The 18,490-nt window shown below is 37.0% G+C and carries 15 protein-coding genes and 2 pseudogenes; all 17 read right to left on the bottom strand.

Going from position 1 to position 18,490, the window contains the following annotated elements:
• Positions 1–91: 91 nt before the first annotated feature.
• Positions 92–490: a hypothetical protein gene (locus tag L950_RS17885; protein ID WP_021189576.1), complete on the bottom strand. Its 399-nt coding sequence runs from the start codon at positions 488–490 to the stop codon at positions 92–94.
• A gap of 211 nt (positions 491–701) precedes the next feature.
• Positions 702–2,399: an alkaline phosphatase family protein gene (locus L950_RS17880; RefSeq protein WP_021189575.1), complete on the bottom strand. Its 1,698-nt coding sequence runs from the start codon at positions 2,397–2,399 to the stop codon at positions 702–704.
• Positions 2,400–2,486: 87 nt separating this feature from the next.
• A complete protein-coding gene (locus L950_RS17875; RefSeq protein ID WP_021189574.1) occupies positions 2,487–4,418 on the bottom strand; it encodes a M60 family metallopeptidase in 1,932 nt (643 codons plus the stop codon).
• 3 nt (positions 4,419–4,421) lie between these two features.
• A complete protein-coding gene (locus L950_RS17870) occupies positions 4,422–5,294 on the bottom strand; it encodes a DUF4983 domain-containing protein (RefSeq protein ID WP_031288039.1) in 873 nt (290 codons plus the stop codon).
• On the bottom strand, positions 5,291–6,151 hold the full coding sequence (locus tag L950_RS17865; protein WP_031288038.1) for an alkaline phosphatase family protein: 861 nt from the start codon (positions 6,149–6,151) through the stop codon (positions 5,291–5,293). Before L950_RS17865 ends, L950_RS17870 begins: the two co-directional genes overlap by 4 nt.
• Positions 6,152–6,169: 18 nt before the next feature.
• Positions 6,170–7,843 (bottom strand): delta-60 repeat domain-containing protein, encoded by a 1,674-nt coding sequence (locus tag L950_RS17860; RefSeq protein ID WP_031288037.1) that lies wholly within the window; start codon positions 7,841–7,843, stop codon positions 6,170–6,172.
• 33 nt (positions 7,844–7,876) lie between these two features.
• The gene (locus L950_RS17855) at positions 7,877–8,563 is read right to left on the bottom strand and encodes a fasciclin domain-containing protein (protein WP_165902453.1); all 687 of its coding nucleotides are present in this window, start codon (positions 8,561–8,563) and stop codon (positions 7,877–7,879) included.
• A 32-nt stretch (positions 8,564–8,595) separates the two neighbouring features.
• Positions 8,596–10,101 carry a RagB/SusD family nutrient uptake outer membrane protein gene (locus L950_RS17850; protein ID WP_021189571.1) on the bottom strand — a complete coding sequence of 502 codons (1,506 nt, stop codon included), beginning with the start codon at positions 10,099–10,101 and terminating at the stop codon, positions 8,596–8,598.
• An 11-nt stretch (positions 10,102–10,112) separates the two neighbouring features.
• The gene (locus L950_RS28815) at positions 10,113–10,313 is read right to left on the bottom strand and encodes a hypothetical protein (RefSeq protein ID WP_156169745.1); all 201 of its coding nucleotides are present in this window, start codon (positions 10,311–10,313) and stop codon (positions 10,113–10,115) included.
• A gap of 11 nt (positions 10,314–10,324) precedes the next feature.
• On the bottom strand, positions 10,325–13,285 hold the full coding sequence (locus tag L950_RS17845) for a SusC/RagA family TonB-linked outer membrane protein (RefSeq protein WP_197086524.1): 2,961 nt from the start codon (positions 13,283–13,285) through the stop codon (positions 10,325–10,327).
• A 35-nt stretch (positions 13,286–13,320) separates the two neighbouring features.
• Positions 13,321–14,117, bottom strand: a pseudogene (locus L950_RS17840) (DUF5007 domain-containing protein).
• Positions 14,118–14,341: 224 nt separating this feature from the next.
• Positions 14,342–15,031, bottom strand: coding sequence for a fasciclin domain-containing protein (locus L950_RS17835; RefSeq protein WP_021189570.1), 690 nt, complete (start codon positions 15,029–15,031; stop codon positions 14,342–14,344).
• Positions 15,032–15,051: 20 nt separating this feature from the next.
• On the bottom strand, positions 15,052–15,414 hold the full coding sequence (locus L950_RS26940) for a RagB/SusD family nutrient uptake outer membrane protein (protein WP_052764458.1): 363 nt from the start codon (positions 15,412–15,414) through the stop codon (positions 15,052–15,054).
• Entirely contained in the window at positions 15,393–16,652 is a 1,260-nt protein-coding gene (locus L950_RS17830; RefSeq protein WP_052764457.1) for a RagB/SusD family nutrient uptake outer membrane protein, read from the bottom strand. Before L950_RS17830 ends, L950_RS26940 begins: the two co-directional genes overlap by 22 nt.
• Before the next feature lie 12 nt (positions 16,653–16,664).
• Entirely contained in the window at positions 16,665–17,156 is a 492-nt protein-coding gene (locus tag L950_RS26935; RefSeq protein ID WP_021189569.1) for a hypothetical protein, read from the bottom strand.
• Positions 17,134–17,865: a hypothetical protein gene (locus tag L950_RS26930; RefSeq protein WP_021189568.1), complete on the bottom strand. Its 732-nt coding sequence runs from the start codon at positions 17,863–17,865 to the stop codon at positions 17,134–17,136. Before L950_RS26930 ends, L950_RS26935 begins: the two co-directional genes overlap by 23 nt.
• A pseudogene (locus L950_RS30590) lies at positions 17,862–18,490 on the bottom strand (SusC/RagA family TonB-linked outer membrane protein); the annotation flags it as partial. The gene L950_RS26930 and the pseudogene L950_RS30590, both read right to left, overlap by 4 nt.

Raw genomic sequence — 18,490 nt, 5'->3', positions numbered from 1 at the left:
GAAGAGGATTTAGCTAGATAAACTGAAGTCTCATTTTATTTCACATCGTCCCGAATAAAAATAAAGCTTGGAAAATTTCCAAGCTTATTTTTTATTCTTCAATCTGTTTAACTTTTTTCACACTCAGTAATAAAAGTGCAATACCGACTAAATAGACAATCCACCCCCAACGCATATGTATTGATTTGGATAATAGCCGATCTGCAAATCCCCATCCGAAATAATTATTGATCTTAAAAAATACGGCAGAAATACTGATCAGGTACCAAACTGCTGCTACCCGAGTCATCAAGCGATATCCTGTTAATTGCCTTACAAAGAAAAGTAGGGCTGTTATTCCTATAATCATATAGGTAATAAAAAACAATGCAGCATCTGTTTGATAGAGGTTCCAATTTCCCTTAATCGGCACCTTTAACATCGGCAACATCCCTGCTAAGAGGCAGAGAATCAAACCTGATAAGGCTAAGCTTTTTCTGATGATAATCATAATATCCAAATTAATATGGCGCAAAAATAATCATCTGCCTGATGAGTTTTGATATTTATTTTATTAAAATTCATATTTCTATAAACGTACCTAAAAAAATCGTTCATGGCTAAAAAAAGCAAACCCCAAAGAATACAATTTGTTCTTCTCGGGGGTTTTAGATTAATAAAAATTGACTATGTATTGTTGTATCCCACTATAGGACCAATAATTAGTCTTTTAGAAATTCCAATTCAAAATTATTCAAATATGGTTTTCCATCATAATTGAAATCTGCCAAAATTTCAATATTCATCCAGTACAAACAAAGCGCTGCAATGTCACTTGTTGCTGTTGGTATGGAGATCTTAGCTGTTATAGGCTCGGGATTAGTTCCTGGAGCATAAAAGTCCTCTAAATAGTTCCATTTATAATCTCCTGATAGACTCATATTGTATCCTCCAGGAGCCTTATTGAAATATGTACCCTCGGATCCTTCATCCATTGGCCAGAAACCAATTAGATTACTATAATTTGGATGTTTTGTGATATCTTTTAAACCAATAGCATTTTTTATTGTAGTAGCATCAAGTGCTGCATTATAATAAGCTAGATTAGCAGCATGCATATTTAAATTAGTACCGCCACCGTCAACATTCTTATAACCAACCTGTAAAGCATCAATGGCTGATAAATTTTTAGTAGCTAAAATATCACCCGAATTATTCATCACACCATCTGTATAAGTAGTTACTGTACGAGCTGTTGCTGGTGACCCTGTGGTTTTAACAACCATCGTCAACGTATGCCAAGTACCCAGTGTTAAATTACTTCCACCAGAAATCTGGGTCTTACCTTTACCTCCATTTCGGGTTCCACCAATTACTGTACCCCAGCTAGTACCACTTTGCAGCCAAAGCCAACCTGTCATACTTTGCCCCAACAAGTCACTTCCTTTAGACAAAAAACCTGGATAACTAGTGTTCACATTAAGTTTTACGTCCATTTGTACGGTAAAATCTTTAGTTTCACCTCCATCGTATAGGTTATTGTCGTTACCTACTTGAGCCCTTGCTGTTGCCCCTTGAAACAATACCGGATTGAATCCCGATTTTTTCAATTCATATTCCTTCAAATTAGGTTGGCTTACAATCGTAAATCCGCTTTTCGCATCTGTATTGCTTCCGCCATGATTTGTAGTCACAATAACTAACCAATGCTCCTTAGTGTAATTTTTTCTGGCTTTAATGGCTTCAACAATATTTCCGATGTATTCATCCGACTTAACAATTGCACTTTTAAACTTTGCATTATTAATCGTATAACCACCGTCTTCACCTGCTTTTTGCACATCACGTAAATTAACCATAATAGTGCCTAAGCTATTTACCTTACTCAAGAGGCTAATGGTACTATCTTTAACCGCGAGATCTGAATTAACGTCAGGTGCATAATCTGCATTTCTCACGTAATTTCTTAGTTCATCCCAAGTTGTTACCATCGCTGTGCTTACTGATTTGTATTGGGTAACATAATCTAGTACATTTCTAAAATTAACAATTTCGCCATGTTCTTCATCATCGCCATGCTCCGTTCTTTCAAAATTATCAGCACTTGTTTGATGTTTTGAAAAACCTGTCCCTGTTAACATCGAAACCCAACCTGCTGCATTTGATGTTGTAGGTAATGTGTTAAACGAATATTTGGAATTCTTCTGTAAAGCGGCCAGGTTTGTTGGCACAGCTTTTTGTAGCTCTTCACCAGACAAACCGTCAATACTGATCACAATAACCTTACGCTGAGTACCATTAAAGTCTTTAATATCCTCAAATACAGGAGGAGGATTGTCGTATTTTTTACAAGCTGTAAAAGATGAAACACCTACTGCAACGAATAAAAAAGTTCTAAATATTTTTAAATTTACTTTCATCTACATATTTTTTGATAGAGAGACTCTGTTAAATGAAAGCACAAATAGCTTTCATTTAACACTGTTTCATCCTTATTCATTCAACAATTACGGTCTAATCAAATTCATTTCACCAAATACCACATATGGATTAGCTTTGTATCCATTTTTTACAATTACTTTAAAGAATTTTCCAGTTACATTACCTTTTGGAAAAATATATTCAAATCTATTGTTGCTTGCAGGCAGAGTTGCTTCTCCAATTTTTGTGTATTCAATATTATCTGGACTAGAATAGATTTCGATATCTTTTCCATCTCCCTCTCTATTACCTCCTGGTCTTCCATTAAAGTACATCCCTTTGATCGGCATAATTGCCCCTGCATTGAACACAAAACTAAAAGGATAGCTTTCTGTAGGTCCTATATCACTATATTTTGAGTGGTAGAAGGTATTTACATTATCATCAACCAAATCATTAACTGATCCTTCTTGTGCAGGACAGCTTGTAGAAACAACAGTTGTTTTATATACGATAGTACCTGTTCCACCTGTTTTGTTTAAAGGATTATAGGTCCATATTGTTTGTGACAATAATGGATACTTTTTAGATACTTTAACGGCAACAGAAGGACTATAGGTTATACCCCAAGCATCAAAGAATGGCGCTAAATCTGTTTTAGTGTAATCTGATAACTTTTCATAAACCCAATTATGCATGGTAATATCATTTGGATTATATCGTGTAGCTTTACGCGCTTCTTTATATAAATGTGTCATTGCTCCATAACCGTATAACTCAAATATCTGTACAAATGGTGTCATTCGTTTAAATGGTGCATCGCCCCAGTCCACATCAAAATTTTTAGCAACACCTGTTCGAGTGGCATAAGCGATTGCCTCAGGAAAATCACTGGTAACAGCAGGATGCAAAACACTGTAATTTGCACCAATACGATTGGCTACTTTAAAACTAAATAAATTATTAGTTGTTTCGCCTAACGTACTCCAGCTCCAGATACCACCCTGCTGACAGTTGTGGCCAAACTCGTGATAAGAGCCCCACATGCCGTCGCTGGTACTGATGGCTTTAAGACTTGTCATACCGCCAAACCATTCGGAATCATTGTAACCAACAAATGGAAAACCACTATGTCCATAGCCATTCGTTAGCTGAATATCCAATACACCTCTCCAAGCTCCCTGAGGACTACGGTCTCTTTCATCTTCTGCATCGTCTGACAATCCCATCCAGCCATTGTAATCCAATTCAAATACATCATTCCATTTAGTTATTACCGCAGTTGGATTGGTAAACGGTTCTGAAGATGTAAACGATTTTACAACGCGATCTCTAGGGACAAGAAATACCACCCGTTTCGTTCTTAACTCCAACCATGGCACTTTAGAAGCTTTCACTTTTTCGATCCATTGGTCATTGTTAGACTGTCCTAGCACAAAGTCGGGCGAAACACATGCATTAGTGATCGTAAATTCAACCGGATTTGGATACGCCCGATCTGGACGGATATAGATCGTACCTCCATATAAGTTACGAACAAAATTATTTCCAGGATAAAGTTGCTGACGCATGTAAATAATCGGATCGCGCAAGAGCGGAAATTTTCCTGTTAAATTATCGGTATGTCCACCAATCTGCACGGAAAGTCCTTCAATTCCCTGTGGTACCACAATCTTAATGAGTTCTCCTGGCGCGGCATAATATCCTGTACTAAACTGTGGTTCCGGGGCAACCGATATTCTAAGGTTAAGCGTTGTTTGCTTTGTAAAATTCAAATCCAAAGTAAATTTTGCGTCGACCACACGTGGTTCTGCAATATCTACTAAGCCGGGAAAAACTCTGGCTTTAGCATACATGGATTTATCTATAAGTTTGAGATTGGTATCAATAACTCCACCAGCTTCATTTTTTGAGTCATCCGGATAACCGTCCGGTATATTATAACCATACTTAGAACACGATGTTACGGCTAACAACATCGTCATACTAAATATTGCCGTAAATTGATTAAGTTTCATAAGTTAGTCTTTTGGTAAGTTAATAGTAGGGTTATAAAATTTACCCATTAATCCCCAAGTTTTTGGAACAGATATGTTCATCCAATTATAAATCATAACCGGAATATCGACACCATTTGGTACCGCTAAAAATGCTGATTGCGATATATTTGGAGAAATATTCGGAGAAATATCCATAAAGTTTGCAAATTGGATCGACTCACTAAAATCAAAATTATTACCTTTTCCTGAACGGTCGAACATCTTTTCACCAGATTCTTCATTTCCTGGCCAAAATCCAATTGCATTTGCAAAGTATGGATTATCGATTCCAAATTCTTTCCTCATATATGTCCCCATTTCTGCATCTGTAAGTGCTTTATTCAGAATTACCAAATCCCTAACTAAGATATTTGAATTAGATGAGGCATCGGTGCCTATTCTTAATGGATAATTATTGTCTGCATTTCTTCCAGCAATATTTGAAGTATTCTGCAAAGCTCCATCTGCAAATACTTTAAGATTACGTGCACTTCCGCTTGGAGCGATCGTAAATCCCATTGTATGCCAAACCCCATCAATCTGATTAATTTTACCACTAGGGCGATTATACAATGCCCAATCAATCTGAAATGAATTACCACCCATTAAAAATCCCCATCCACCTTCGTTTACTCCCGTACTAGCAGGATCTCTTTTACCCACGAACATCGGGTAATTGACTTCTCTACCAATGTCATTACGAACTTTAAACATTAGGGTGTATTCTCCTGTGGTTCCAAAATTACCAATGGAAGTATTACTATTTAAAAATGCAACCCCATTCGTACTTCCATTATTAGAAGCGAATCTAGGTCCAACTCCTGCATAAGGTAATGCATCGACGTTAGGCTTCACATAATTGGCAGAAGTGAATTTAGGGTTGTAAAAAGTAACAAATGTATTTCGCGATTCATCTTCATAAATATTTGATCCCGCTCACCGCCAGAAGCTCCTCCCCCTTTATTGGAAGCAATAATCACCAACCAATTTTCACCATTGTATGTTTTTCTAGCTTGTAACGCGGCCATAATCTCTCCTACATAATCATCGAGCTTGCCAATAGCAGCTGTATACGCGGTATTATCCTCTGAGTAGTCATTCCCGGCAGCTTCTTTAGCACCTTTAAACTGGGCTACCAATAACGATGGGTCTTGGGTAGACAACTCCGCAATAACCGCATCTTTTACAGCAGCGTCATTTGCCAAATCTTTCTTTTCTGTTGCATCTTTTGCCAGAGTACTGTTTAATCCTGTTGCAGAAGCAAATGAAACTGTTCTCACATTTTTAATTTCAGCTTTCAATCGTGTAAAAACTGTAGGTGTTTTTTGATTATCAAATCCACTGAAATCATTTGATTGAACTTGATGTTTTGTATAATCGACTCCTGTCAACATCGTTGTCCATGCCCCTGCGTCTGTTAAGTTATTGCGCTGAAAATCGGCTAATCCATCATAAGTAAACATGGATCTTTTTGTGATTAAACTAATGTTTTTAGGTCCGAGGCTCTCTACGACAGATCCTTTAACTCCATCTAAAATAAGATACAAGACTCTCCTTGAACCATCACCTACTCCTAGGGTATCATTTTTAAAAGAATCTGGAAGTGTATTCACAAACTCTTTGTTACAGGATGAACTGACTAGGATTGTAGCTATAAAAGCTGCAACACCCAACATTTTCATACCTATCTTTGATTTTATTTCTCTTTTCATATTTAAATAAATTGGGACTTATTTAGAAATGCTAATTCTTACTATATTATGTAAGATGGATGCATTGAACCTGCTGATCTCACCGACCAGAATTACTTTTGATTCTTTTGCATTTTCTGTTTCGATCATATCATATACTCTTCCCTGAAAACCACCAGTATTATTATAACCAACAGCTAATTTTCCATCTGGTTCTAAAATCATAAAACCTTGACGTAAATAGGTTCCATACTTATTAAAACTTCCAGTCACGAGTATTTTTCCACTATTCAATTGCGCAGCAAAAGTAGCACCTCCGCCACTAATCAGTTCGCCATTAAATGTAGCATCAACCGATCCGTCCGCATTTAATACCGCCAGTGTTGATGAAGGCTTTCCACTGTAAGTCGTAAAATTACCGGTCACGATTATTTTATTAGTTTTAGCATTAAAGCGAATCGAATAAATATCACCATTTGCAGCCGCTCCTGATTGGAATGATTTGTCAATCGAACCATCCAAGTTTAATCTCACGATATGGTTTGCTTGTTCATTATTAAAGGTTGTGAAGCTCCCGACAAGAATTAACTTACCATCTGCCTGCATGATTGCATCGGCAATTCCACCATTTGCGCCAACGGGGCTCTGACGTGCCTCACGATTAAAATGAAACGTTGAATCCATTGAGCCGTCTAGGTTCATGCGTACCAATTGTGACATACGGGTAATATCATAAATCTTTTCATCGTAGCTTGAATTGGGAAGAAACATACGCAGATAGGCTGTAAAACCTCCTATCGCATAAACCTGTTCACCAAAAACAAAAGTTTTTCTAATAAATCCCAATACTCCGCCATTAAATGATGGAATTGTATCGGCATTTTTCCACGTTATTTCGGGCTTTGGATTGACAATTTCGGTATTTCGAACCGTATCTAAAGAGCCATTTGCATTTAATTTTGTAATGCTTCCAATGGTACGGCGATTTTCTCTACGACTATTATAAGCATTAAAACTACCCGCAATGATGTATTTTCCATTTTGCGAACCAGAAGTGATGCGATTGATTGACGTGATCGCTTTCAAACCTCCTACGACACCTATGCCGAAGTTAACACCTTCGGTTGAATAGTTTCCTTCATCACCAATCTGGGCAATTCCACCATTTGGTGTCTTTTCGGTTCCCTGCTGTTCGAAATTATTGAAATATCCAGTTAACCAAATATTACCATTCGGCAATAACGCAGTACTAAATATCCCAGAACCAAAACCTTCACCTATAGTCGATGCTCCATTGATTACTTTGAAGCTTGGGTCAAGTGAAACTTTTCCACCAATTTTGACAATCGGGCCAAAAAATGACTGATCGTTTGCAGTGATCCAAACACTTCCAGTACTTGCTGTTAAGGGTACAACAAATTGAATGGTTGTATCTGTATAATTGAGTACTTCAGCTTCTATCTCATTGACAAATAACTTAAATACATCCTTATACTTCATTAGACCTCTGACTTTCAAATCTAAGGTACTTCCCGCTTCTACAATATCAGGATCTGTTGTTTTGGAAACAAAACCGATATCCAACACCTCTTTCCCCCCAGCATATGGATCGTCTGCTAATCCCTTGCTTTTTGAACAGGCCCCTACCACAAAGGAAAGTCCCACTACTAGCATGATAAGCAATCTTGTTCTATATTTTATATTACGTAACATCTTTCGAATCATTTATTAAATTGAAATAATTAATTATGGTGTTGCAGGTGTAATACCCGCTGCAATCGCTTCATCGATAAACTTTAACGTATTAAATCCAAATGTGTGTTTGATACGCGTGAGCACATGCAACACCCCATTATTGGTCTGGATATCGGAAGTTGCTACAGGGTTATTTTGCAAAGCAACCTGTGGATTTGATAGATCTGGAATGTAGGCCAAAAATAATTGACGGTATCCGGCATATTGTACACCTCCTGCATTATTAAAAATTACCCCAATATTCATGATACGTCCTGAATAACTGGTATAATTTTGACCTGGAAAGGCAATATATGAAAGGGTATCGCGCTGTGGATAATCTTTCATTAAAGAAGAACTTTTGAATATATATTGCAGAAGTGTGTTCTTCCATACTGCAGGTTTGATTTGCGTAAGTTTTGATACGGTATCACGTCCTTCAAATCTAAGGTATCTATTGAGCTGTATAATTGCTTTATTCACAGATCCACTAGGGGGAGCAAAAAAAGTTACATTTTCTTTATCCAAGACATCATCCAATCCCGCTAAATTGATAATCGTAAGGGTCGAATCAAAAAATGGTTGTTTTGTCTTCATATAAGCTAATGTCGATCCTTCAAATTTGGGATCGTGAACACCCGAATCATAATAATATTTTTTACAACTGGTAGAAAATAGCACAGCCAGTGCTATGATCATATAAAAGATTCTATTTTTTAAATTCATAATGATTAATTCCAAAAATTGTTTCCGATTAAACCTGGGTTAGCATTACGCTCTTCGGCTGTGATGATCAATGGCCAAGTCCATGCGCCATTATTAAAATTACCAACACTCATTGGTGAATTAGCAAATTCCGAATTGACAACACGCTTTGTTCTAACTAGGTCAAAATAATACTGTCCTTCACCTATTAGCTCCCGACATCTTTCTTTAAAAATATCATCTTTCAAGGTTTCACCCCCTGTAGTGATTTCCGAAGCACCTGCATTTAATCTAATTTGGTTCAAAAAAGCTTTAGCTTCTGTTTCCTGTCCGAGTTCGGCATGTGCTTCAGCAACTAATAAAATTGCATCGGACAATCTAAAAATAATGGCGCTATCATCACTGACCATCGTGACACCAGAACCCGAACCTCTAGCGTAGGTATTGATAAATTTCTTAAACTGGAAGGTCAGAGAATTTTCACTAACATTATCAAACCAAAGTGCACGTCTTTGATCAGCAATACCAGCTGGATATAGTTTTTCAAGATAATTCCCTTGATAAGCCATTCGGCTTGTAGTGGTCGTTACAGTTCCTCTATAAGGATAATGTGAAAAAAAGTAGGAGGAATTAGCATAATCTGCAAAGGTCTCGCCATAATTATAATCTTGTAAGATACTGAACAGATTTTCGGATGAACGGCCTTTAAAGATACGTTTGGTATTTTCAACTGTGATCGGCAAAAGTCGATAGTCTGTATATGTTTTTAATTCTTCACCTAAAGCAGTCACTGCTTTATAGTATACTGATTTATCTGCTGTATCCCAAGCTGCTGCCCACATATTTAAATGCATCAATAACGCTACAGCAGAGGCACGTGTCGGTCTAAGACCTAATAGTGATGCTTCAGGATATTTAACAGGAAGATTATCCTTGGCTGAATTCATATCTGCGATACATTTTTTCAGTACTTCAAGTTGCGGTAATCGTGGTAATGGTTTACTGTTATAGGCATCTGTATAATAAATGGCATCACCAAACATCTTACAGATGTACATATAACTCAAATTACGCGTAAAAACCGCTTCCGCCTGATAACGCTTTTTTTCTGAAGCTGATATAATAGATTCAGGCATATTTCCGACTTCGGCATGAAGAATATTGCTGGCGGCAATCACATCGTACCATCCCTTCCAGCTCATATTCTCTCTTATAACACCATCAAAATCATCTCCCCCACCTATAATCCCTTTCAAGTTATTATAAATTAAATTTATATAAGTTATTGGACCGCTTGACGAACCAATCCAATTACCTCTAATTTCCAAACTGGGTAATAATGCGGTATTTCCTATTTTAGTTTTTAACCTCAGGTATATCCCATTTGTATAGCCTTCTACATCTTTTGGTTTCCCAAAATTATTCCCTGATAAAGCGTCAATAGGGGTCACATTCAGAAATTTATCACAGCTTGATGTAGATAATACAAGTGCTGTAACGGCAAGTATATATGCTAATTTTTTTATTTTCATGATATCAACAATTAAAACTCAATATTCAATCCTAAAGCAAATTGCTTAGGAAGTGGATAGTTACCTCCAGAATCTTTACCTAATGCACTCACGTTTTCCGGATTAGCTCCTGTATAGCGGGTGATATAAAACAAATTGGAAACTGTACCATTAATACTTACACGGTTCATTCCATATCTTCTTGACCAGTTCTGATCAAAATTATAATACACTTTTACCGCATTTAATTTGAAATAAGATCCATCTTCTTGGAATAAGTCTGATTACCCCTGAAAGGGTTTAAGCGACGTGCGCGGACAAAATCCAATGGGTTTCCATAAGTTGCCTGATCGCCAACTGCTTTCCAATAATCCAATTGTGAAATAGGCGGTAATGCAACCAATTTCCACGGATCATATTGTATAGCAGGATCTGTAAATGCACCGAACTGGCTCGCCAAGGTATTATTCATAATATCACGTTTCAATGTGAATGATGTATTGACTTCAAAACTCCAGCTTTTATACTGTAATAGCGAAGTAAAACCACCGGTAATCTGCGGTTGAGAATTACCGGCAATTACGCGATCATAGTTATCTAAAACATAGTTTCCATCTAAATCGGTAAAAATAGGATCTCCTGCTTTAAAGTAATTTAGGATATCATTGCTACCGACACGATAAGGGAGACCTGTTGCTGGATCTACAGGGACTTGAGCATTGGTACTATAAACACCTTTTGTATTAAATAGATAGTTAGACAAAGAATTGATACCTAATCTATAATAGATATCCTGTTGGTTTCCTGGATCATAATAGATCATTTCTCTTAAACCATCCGGCAATGCTGCCAATACTTCACGGTTGATTGCAAACGAACCTGACATTGTCCATTTGAAGGGGCTTGTTGCACTTAATGGACGAGCAGTTGCTTGAAACTCCCAACCATAATTTACATTACTGATTTCTGTAGAAGCAATATTCTCGAATGAATTTGAAGATGAAATCGCTTTCTCTCTAAAAACATTATCATTTTGCTTGTAGTAGCTATCAATATTTAAAGTTAACCTATTATTGAATACTGAAATATCAAAACCCGCATTTAAAGTAGTCGCGCGAGTAGGCTCCAACGACCGATTCGGTAAAAATTTTAAATCTGTAACAACAGTTTTCTGATTATTATAATTATCTCCGCCATAATATTTTCCATAAGATTGATAAATACTTCCATTAGGTGTAATATTGGAACCATAACTCAGACGGAAGGATCCATAATCCAACCATTCCTTATCTTTCATGAAATTTTCTTTTTCAAAATTCCATTTTGCAGAAATCGCAGGATTTTTAACATAACCTGCATCTGGACCATTGGTCGACAGACCGTCAGCACGGTAAGAGAAATTGATGACATATTTCTGCTTATAATCGTATGCAAAGTTTCCTGAAAATGCCACTGCCCGTGTATCCGTATAGCCGATTGTACCTCCTTTGGAACTTAAATAACTTGTCTGCTTTACGATCGGCCCTCTCAACTGATCATTGACAACACGATCATTCAACATTGCATCTGCTTTAAAGAATGATGATCTTATCTCGTTAAATGCGAAAAAGTTAAAGTTATGCGCGTCTTCTCCATCTTCTTTCAATGAAAACACATAGGACATCTGGTTACGATTATACAATGTAGTTGCTCTATCATTATAGGTGTAATACTGTGCCTGATTTGCATTTAATGCGGCTGGTGAGAAGTTATCTTTTGTACTGGATGTTCCGGTATAATTTAACGTGGTCTCTACTTTAAAATTCTTAAAGAAATCGTAGGCAACATTGACAATGGCAGATGTTGTCAAAACTTTATTATCATCATCCGTATTCAATGCTCCTAAAACCGAATTGACCGATGAATATAAGGATGGTGCCGGTAATAAAGAAGATGAATTTCCTCCGTCTGCAATACCAGAATTCATCAATCCATTTCCGCTACCCATCCTTTGATTCTGAATGGAGTTATTCAATTGCGCTAACAATTTGAATTTATAAGTCGGATTATAGATCATATTCATATTCAAGTTATAACGCGAGTAACCTGTATTTTCCTGAATACCTTTTTCATCGTAAATACCCATTGCAACCTTATAATTAAACTTAACATCACCACCGGATACATTTAGATTATGAGTCTGATTATAGGTTGGCTTATAAAAATAGGACTGCCAATCGGTAGAGTTATTATAATAAGGATTTAAACTGTCTGATAAAAATGGTGTTTGGTTTACCAAATCTAAGGCATGATTCCAAGAGGTATCAAAGCGCATAATCTGTGCGATCCTTAATAATCGCTCATCTTTACCGCCAATAACAGCTTTTAATTGTGGTACTGCTGACATAAAGGCCGCACCATTATAGCGCACTACTGGAACTTTTGAATTACCTCTTTTTGTTGTAATTAAAATAACACCATAAGCACCACGCGATCCGTATAAAGATGTTGCAGCAGCATCTTTAAGGACTTGAATATCTTCAATATCTTCCGGTGGAATCTGTGATGCTGGTGATACACCAGGTCCTGCTTGTTGGAAACCGTAAGAAAAATTTGCATTATCGTCTACCGGTACCCCATCGATGACATATAAAGGCGAAGTTGGTGTCAAGAATGCCGCGTCTCCACTTCCAGAGACATTGATGTTGGAAATACCACGAATCGTGACACTTCCTCTAAATCCTGGTGCACCTGTATTATTTTGAATATTTAAACCCGCGACACGACCTTGCAATAATGACATCACATCACCTGCAGGCTGTCCCTGTATATCTTTACCTGAAATGGTAACAATAGAGCCTGTATTCGTAGCTCTTGTTTTCTGCTGATAACCACTGGTTACTTTGACCTCTCCCAACATCTCACTTGTAGGTGACATGGTCACGGAGAGGTATGTTTTATTGTCAACTTTTACGGTAACAGATTTATGACCAATCGATCTAAAAATGATGGAAGCATTATTTGGAACCGTGATCGTAAATTTACCCGACCTGTCCGTACTTCCTATTGCTTTACCTCCGGTACTGATACTCACACCGGAAATTGCTTCTTGAGAACTCGAGGCACCGTCTATGACAACCCCCGTTACTTTTATCTGCTGTTGTGCAAAAGCAACTTGTTGCGTTCCAAAAAACAACAATATAACTAGCGTATATATATGCTTCATTTGAAATGTATTTAATTTAAGTTTATATTGATTCATTAATCATTATCAAATTTTGGTTTGTCTCGTCTAAACCAAAAGGTCAGCTCCCAATCACCCTTTTGAAAAATGTTAAAATTAAAGTTGAGGTAGTTTTTTTCAAGTATATTACCAAAGCCAATGCGACTAAACTTAAATGAAATGCTAGCCTGTCCACCACTTAATGTTGTATAGGGAGTTGGATAAGCACTTAATGGAATCGGATAAGCGACATCATAACGTACTTTTTTGCATCCTTCGTCATATTGAAACCATGTACTAAGCCTGCCCAATTCGTTTCATCGAATTTATTCGGATCGATCGGATTGGATAAGGAATCTGCAAATTTGAAAGTCAAGCTATTTCCATTTCCTGTTTTTCTAAACAGGACCTGCACATCAAAAAAACTGCTCATGTACTGTCCACGTTCACCCATGATGAAGACACCTGATGGGCTAACGGAAACGCTTGTTGCCTGTCCAGTGATGGGATCTAAATTTGAAGGTTCATAAGGACGCTCCCTGAAGGGCATGAGGCGCATATTTTGAAAATACTTACGACCTCCAGAATTGGACATCTCGACATCGAAGACATAGCCAGAATCTGGTTGTGCACTCACCATATTAGAATTAGCCGAAGACCACATCACAAAATCACCAGCGTGTGGTCTAATTTCAAATAATGGATGATTTTCAATGGTTCGCTTCGCTTCAATTTCAGCTAAAGATTTTTCTGTACCATCATAAATCTGTTTCCATACTGTCACTGGATATAATTGTGTTAATTCAGGCGCTGGATCTCCATTAAACTTGCGCATATTCACAATTTTAAAATCCAAAGGACGACTTGAATTTCCGTATTGAAAAATATTGGTAAATAAGGTATTCCGGCCAAGTACCGGTTGAAATAGCGTGGTTACATATTTCGAATCATTGGCTATTGATAACCTTTCGTCAGGTAAATTCTTTTTACAAGCCGAAAAAAACAATCCAAAGACCATTACAGGTAAACCAATCTTGAATATATTTAGAATTCTTTTCATTATTTCTTTTCATTTAAAACTAATCTGCGCGTAAATTCATCAAACCCAAAATTGTGAATCGGGTCCAAAATATTGATTGTCGCATTATTTGTTCTGATATTTACTGTATTGGCTTTAGTGGTTACCCAGTCTTTCTTAAAGGTTGAACCAAAAGTTTCACTAAAATTTAGAATGCTCGCTCCACCTTCAACAAATCCGGAAGAACTCATTTTTGCATATCTGACATGCATCGGGTAATCAAATACAATTGATTTGACCAAAACACCATCTGTATCCTCCATATAAGCATCGGTAGTTTTTTTACCTCTCACAATGTATTTACAGATCATGGTATCCAGCTGTGCCTTGTTAGCATCTGATAAATACACATTTGGTAAACCATAGCTTCGACGCATATTATTTAAATATTTAACAGCTGATGCAAAATTTTTATTGACCGGCGCAAATAGAGTCAATTCTTGATTCCTAAGCGAATCTTCCAGATTTGGAAATTTTTTCAAAACCAAAAGCAAGGAATCAAAAGTTCCAGCAGGTTGTGCCTGTAGATAGTCTAGTGCATTTCCATTATAGGTCTGCACTTTATTCTCATAATCGTAATAAGGTGATTCACTTTTATTACATGAGCATAGCCAAAGGGAGACAATTCCGACGATGGCCAATACAAAAAAATTATTATTTAAAATCTTCATACATTTACGTTTTGAAATTACTATTGCCAATATGGATTCTGAATAATAGATGGATTTGCACTTATGACATCCTGAGAAATTGGCCAGTAAATACCTCCTGCATCTTCAAATTGTTTAAAGGTCATACCCTTTCCATTTTTTGTTGCATAAATTGCATTTGATTTCTTGATTCGGTTATATCTCACTTGATCGTACCATCTCCATCCCTCGCCCATTAACTCTTTTCTACGTTCTTCAAAAATTGCTTTAAAAATATCTGGAGAGTTGATAGTCGTATAATTGATACCCCTCAAGGCACAAGCTCTATTTAGAGCGGTATATGCACCTTCCGTATCACCTATAACTGCTAATGCCTCAGCTCTCAACAACGTAATTTCTTCCATCCTGCTGAATACCATTGACGAACTGAATAACATAAAATTACCTGAAGTATTAGAAGGGGAGAGCACTTTGATCTTATTAAAAATTGGCATTTCGGATTCGAATTATAGAAATAATTCGTGCGGTATAATCCGGTCAGTCTATCGACACTGAAACGTAAATCAAAAGGGTTATTAAAGACATTTATAATTGTATCTTTAGAAACAAACATTTCCGGACGATTTTTTGGAATGAAAGGAGCAGCTAAAGTTAATTGTTCAATATGACCATTCGCTGTCGCTAATCCATTACCAGACTCAAAAGGAAAACCGACCATTACAGTTGCTCTTTTATAAGCAAATGGGCTCATATTATTTTGATTCTCCGTTAGCGCATTCATATCGATATAATCCAATGGATTGGCTCCGTCGACATAATATTGAGATGACTGATTATCTAATACAAATTTAGCATAGTTGGCTGCGTCTGTATAATTCCCTTGCCAAGCGGCTATATGTGCAAGAATAATATAGGCCGATAAGCGTGTAAATACGTTTCCGTTCCAAGAAGCCCAACCCTCACCGTAATAAAGTCCTGGGAAAATAGGATCTGTTCCACCGTAACGGAAAGGAACGACCTTAGCTGCTGCTAACAATTCTGAAGTTGCAAAGCCCAATACCTTTTGTTGCGAAGTTCTCGGTAATTGTACAAAATCACCATCATGTGATGATGTCAATAAAGGGATATCTCCCCAGATCCGAGCCATATAATAATAAGCAAATGCACGTAGTATTCTAGCTTGGGCAATATCTACATCATTATTTAATTTGGTATAGCGGGGATCTACTGCTACAATTTCTTTTGATCTTTCAATGAAAAGACTGGCAGCATTAACAGCAGCATAAAATCTTCTCCAGTTTGTAATACGATTAATTACTGGATATGATGCATTTAACTGTCCGTTGACAACGGCCTTTAGATCCGCACGATTATTAATTGTAAAATCTCCCTGTCTCAGATCTCCCATCACCCAATGACCATTATCTGCTACGGTAGCAGATCGCATCAATCCATAAACGGACATCAAATTGGCCTTTGCATCTTCGAATGACTTCCAATTAGTTTCTTCTGTCGACAATCGAGTTGAAGAAACATTATCTATTTTATTACAAGAAAAAGTACTCAAACTAATCACTGCAGTCAAAATGCTGACTGCCAGTTTACGCCCTGTTAATTTTCTTCTATTGTTTATACTGTTCATCTCTAATTATTTTTACAAATCCAGTTTAAATCCTATTACAAAAGTTTTTGGAATGGAGAGGTTTGCGCCGTCATAATACCCGTTGAAATTGATTAATTCAGGATCTACACCAGTAAAATTGGTTACTGTCAAGAGGTTCATACCTGTTGCATAGACGTAGAATCTGCGGATACCCACTTTTGAGGCATTAAAGAATTTAGCCTTACTCAGGTCATATCCAATAGTAACCGACCTTAACTTTAAATAGGAAGCATTATCCAAGAATAGATCTTGATCGACGCGATACGGATTGATATCACTCCATGGGTTATAAATTGGATAATCTTTTTCATTCTCAATTTTCTGCCAAGAAGACACTTCTTTGATGGAATTGATATCATTGCCAGCTTCACGATTGATAAAGCCATACTTAGTGGCTTCGTATTGATTAAGTGCTTTATGCCCAGCAGCAAAAATAAAATTGAAATTAAGATCAAAGTTTTTATAGGCAAAAGTGTGTTCCACCTCCGACAAAACTTGGGATACGATCTCCTGTCAAAACTTTATCTTTGTTATCGACACGATTATCATTGTTATAATCTTTCCAGATAGGATCACCCCCCTTCACAGGAATACCATTAAAAGTTAAATCAACAGGAACATCTGCGTCTGTATTATAAATACCTGTATTGGAATATACCCAATAGCTTCCTACAGATTTACCAACCTCTAATTTGTTGTCTCCAATAATCAATTCTTGATGGCCGTCTGGAAGCGCAGTAACTTTGTTTTTATTATAATTAACATTGATCGCGGAATTCCAATTGAATCCATTTTTATTTTCAACTACTGCACCATTCAACATCAGTTCTAAGCCTTTATTATTAACTTCTAAACCGGTTTTATAATTTACGCTATAGCCCGTCTCCTGTGCAACAGGAACACCAATTAACTGATCTTTATCATTTCGATTGTATGCTGAGATTGCCGCATTCAATCTGTTATTTAAGAATGTACCATCAAGTGTCAAATTCGTTCTCTCAGCTACAGGCATTTTGATTCCATAACCTATAAAGCCACTCTCATAAGGTCTATTTATTCCCATTACAGGTCCATAACCGGGAATAGTTGGTTCTTCAAACCATCCGCTTTCCGATCGGTACTGAGGTCCTGCCGCATAACGGTCATCTAAGAAAGTACGAACCGTTCTACCCCAGCCTCCTGATATATTCAATGCATTGAAAAAGTGTTGTCTTTTAAAAACTGCTCTTTTAAACTGTAATTAACATTAAAGGAAGGTGTTGTCACCCATCTACTATCAGGTTGTCCATTGGAAGAACCATCCCTGCGGACAATTGCGTTCACAGCTAATAAATTTTTGTATTTATATTGGGCAGATCCGTAAAAGGACATCAGATTATTGACTTCTTTGTCGATATAGCGAAACACATAGAAATTAGGAGAGTTTAAATATTCAGATTTATTTTTATCTCCCTCTACAAAGCTCAACTTGACATAATCATTAGGTCCATTATAAGCTCTCGCATAGTTGTACTTGAAGGTATCCCCCTGATAGGTCTGACCGACTTCTAAATTCAATTCATGATGTTCTGCGAAATCAAATTTATATGAAGCGGAGTTATTGAGGATCATCCGCTGGCTGTAGCCAAAATAGTTGGAGATGTAGCTCACACCATCCATAAGCGTCGACGGTGTGAAGAAATCGCGCGATCCTTCATTATAGTCAAACATTAAACTCGACTGAATCTGTAGCTTATTGACATGGGCAGTCAAAGTCACATTACCATTTAGAGTCGTTACTCTATTGTTATCAACATTTTTTTCATTCTCTTCCAAAA

It is taken from the genome of Sphingobacterium sp. IITKGP-BTPF85, from assembly GCF_001006065.1.
Classification (GTDB): Bacteria; Bacteroidota; Bacteroidia; order Sphingobacteriales; family Sphingobacteriaceae; genus Sphingobacterium; species Sphingobacterium anhuiense.
The sequence above is the reverse complement of the archived record's forward strand: the minus strand, read 5'-3'. Positions and strand labels throughout refer to the sequence as shown.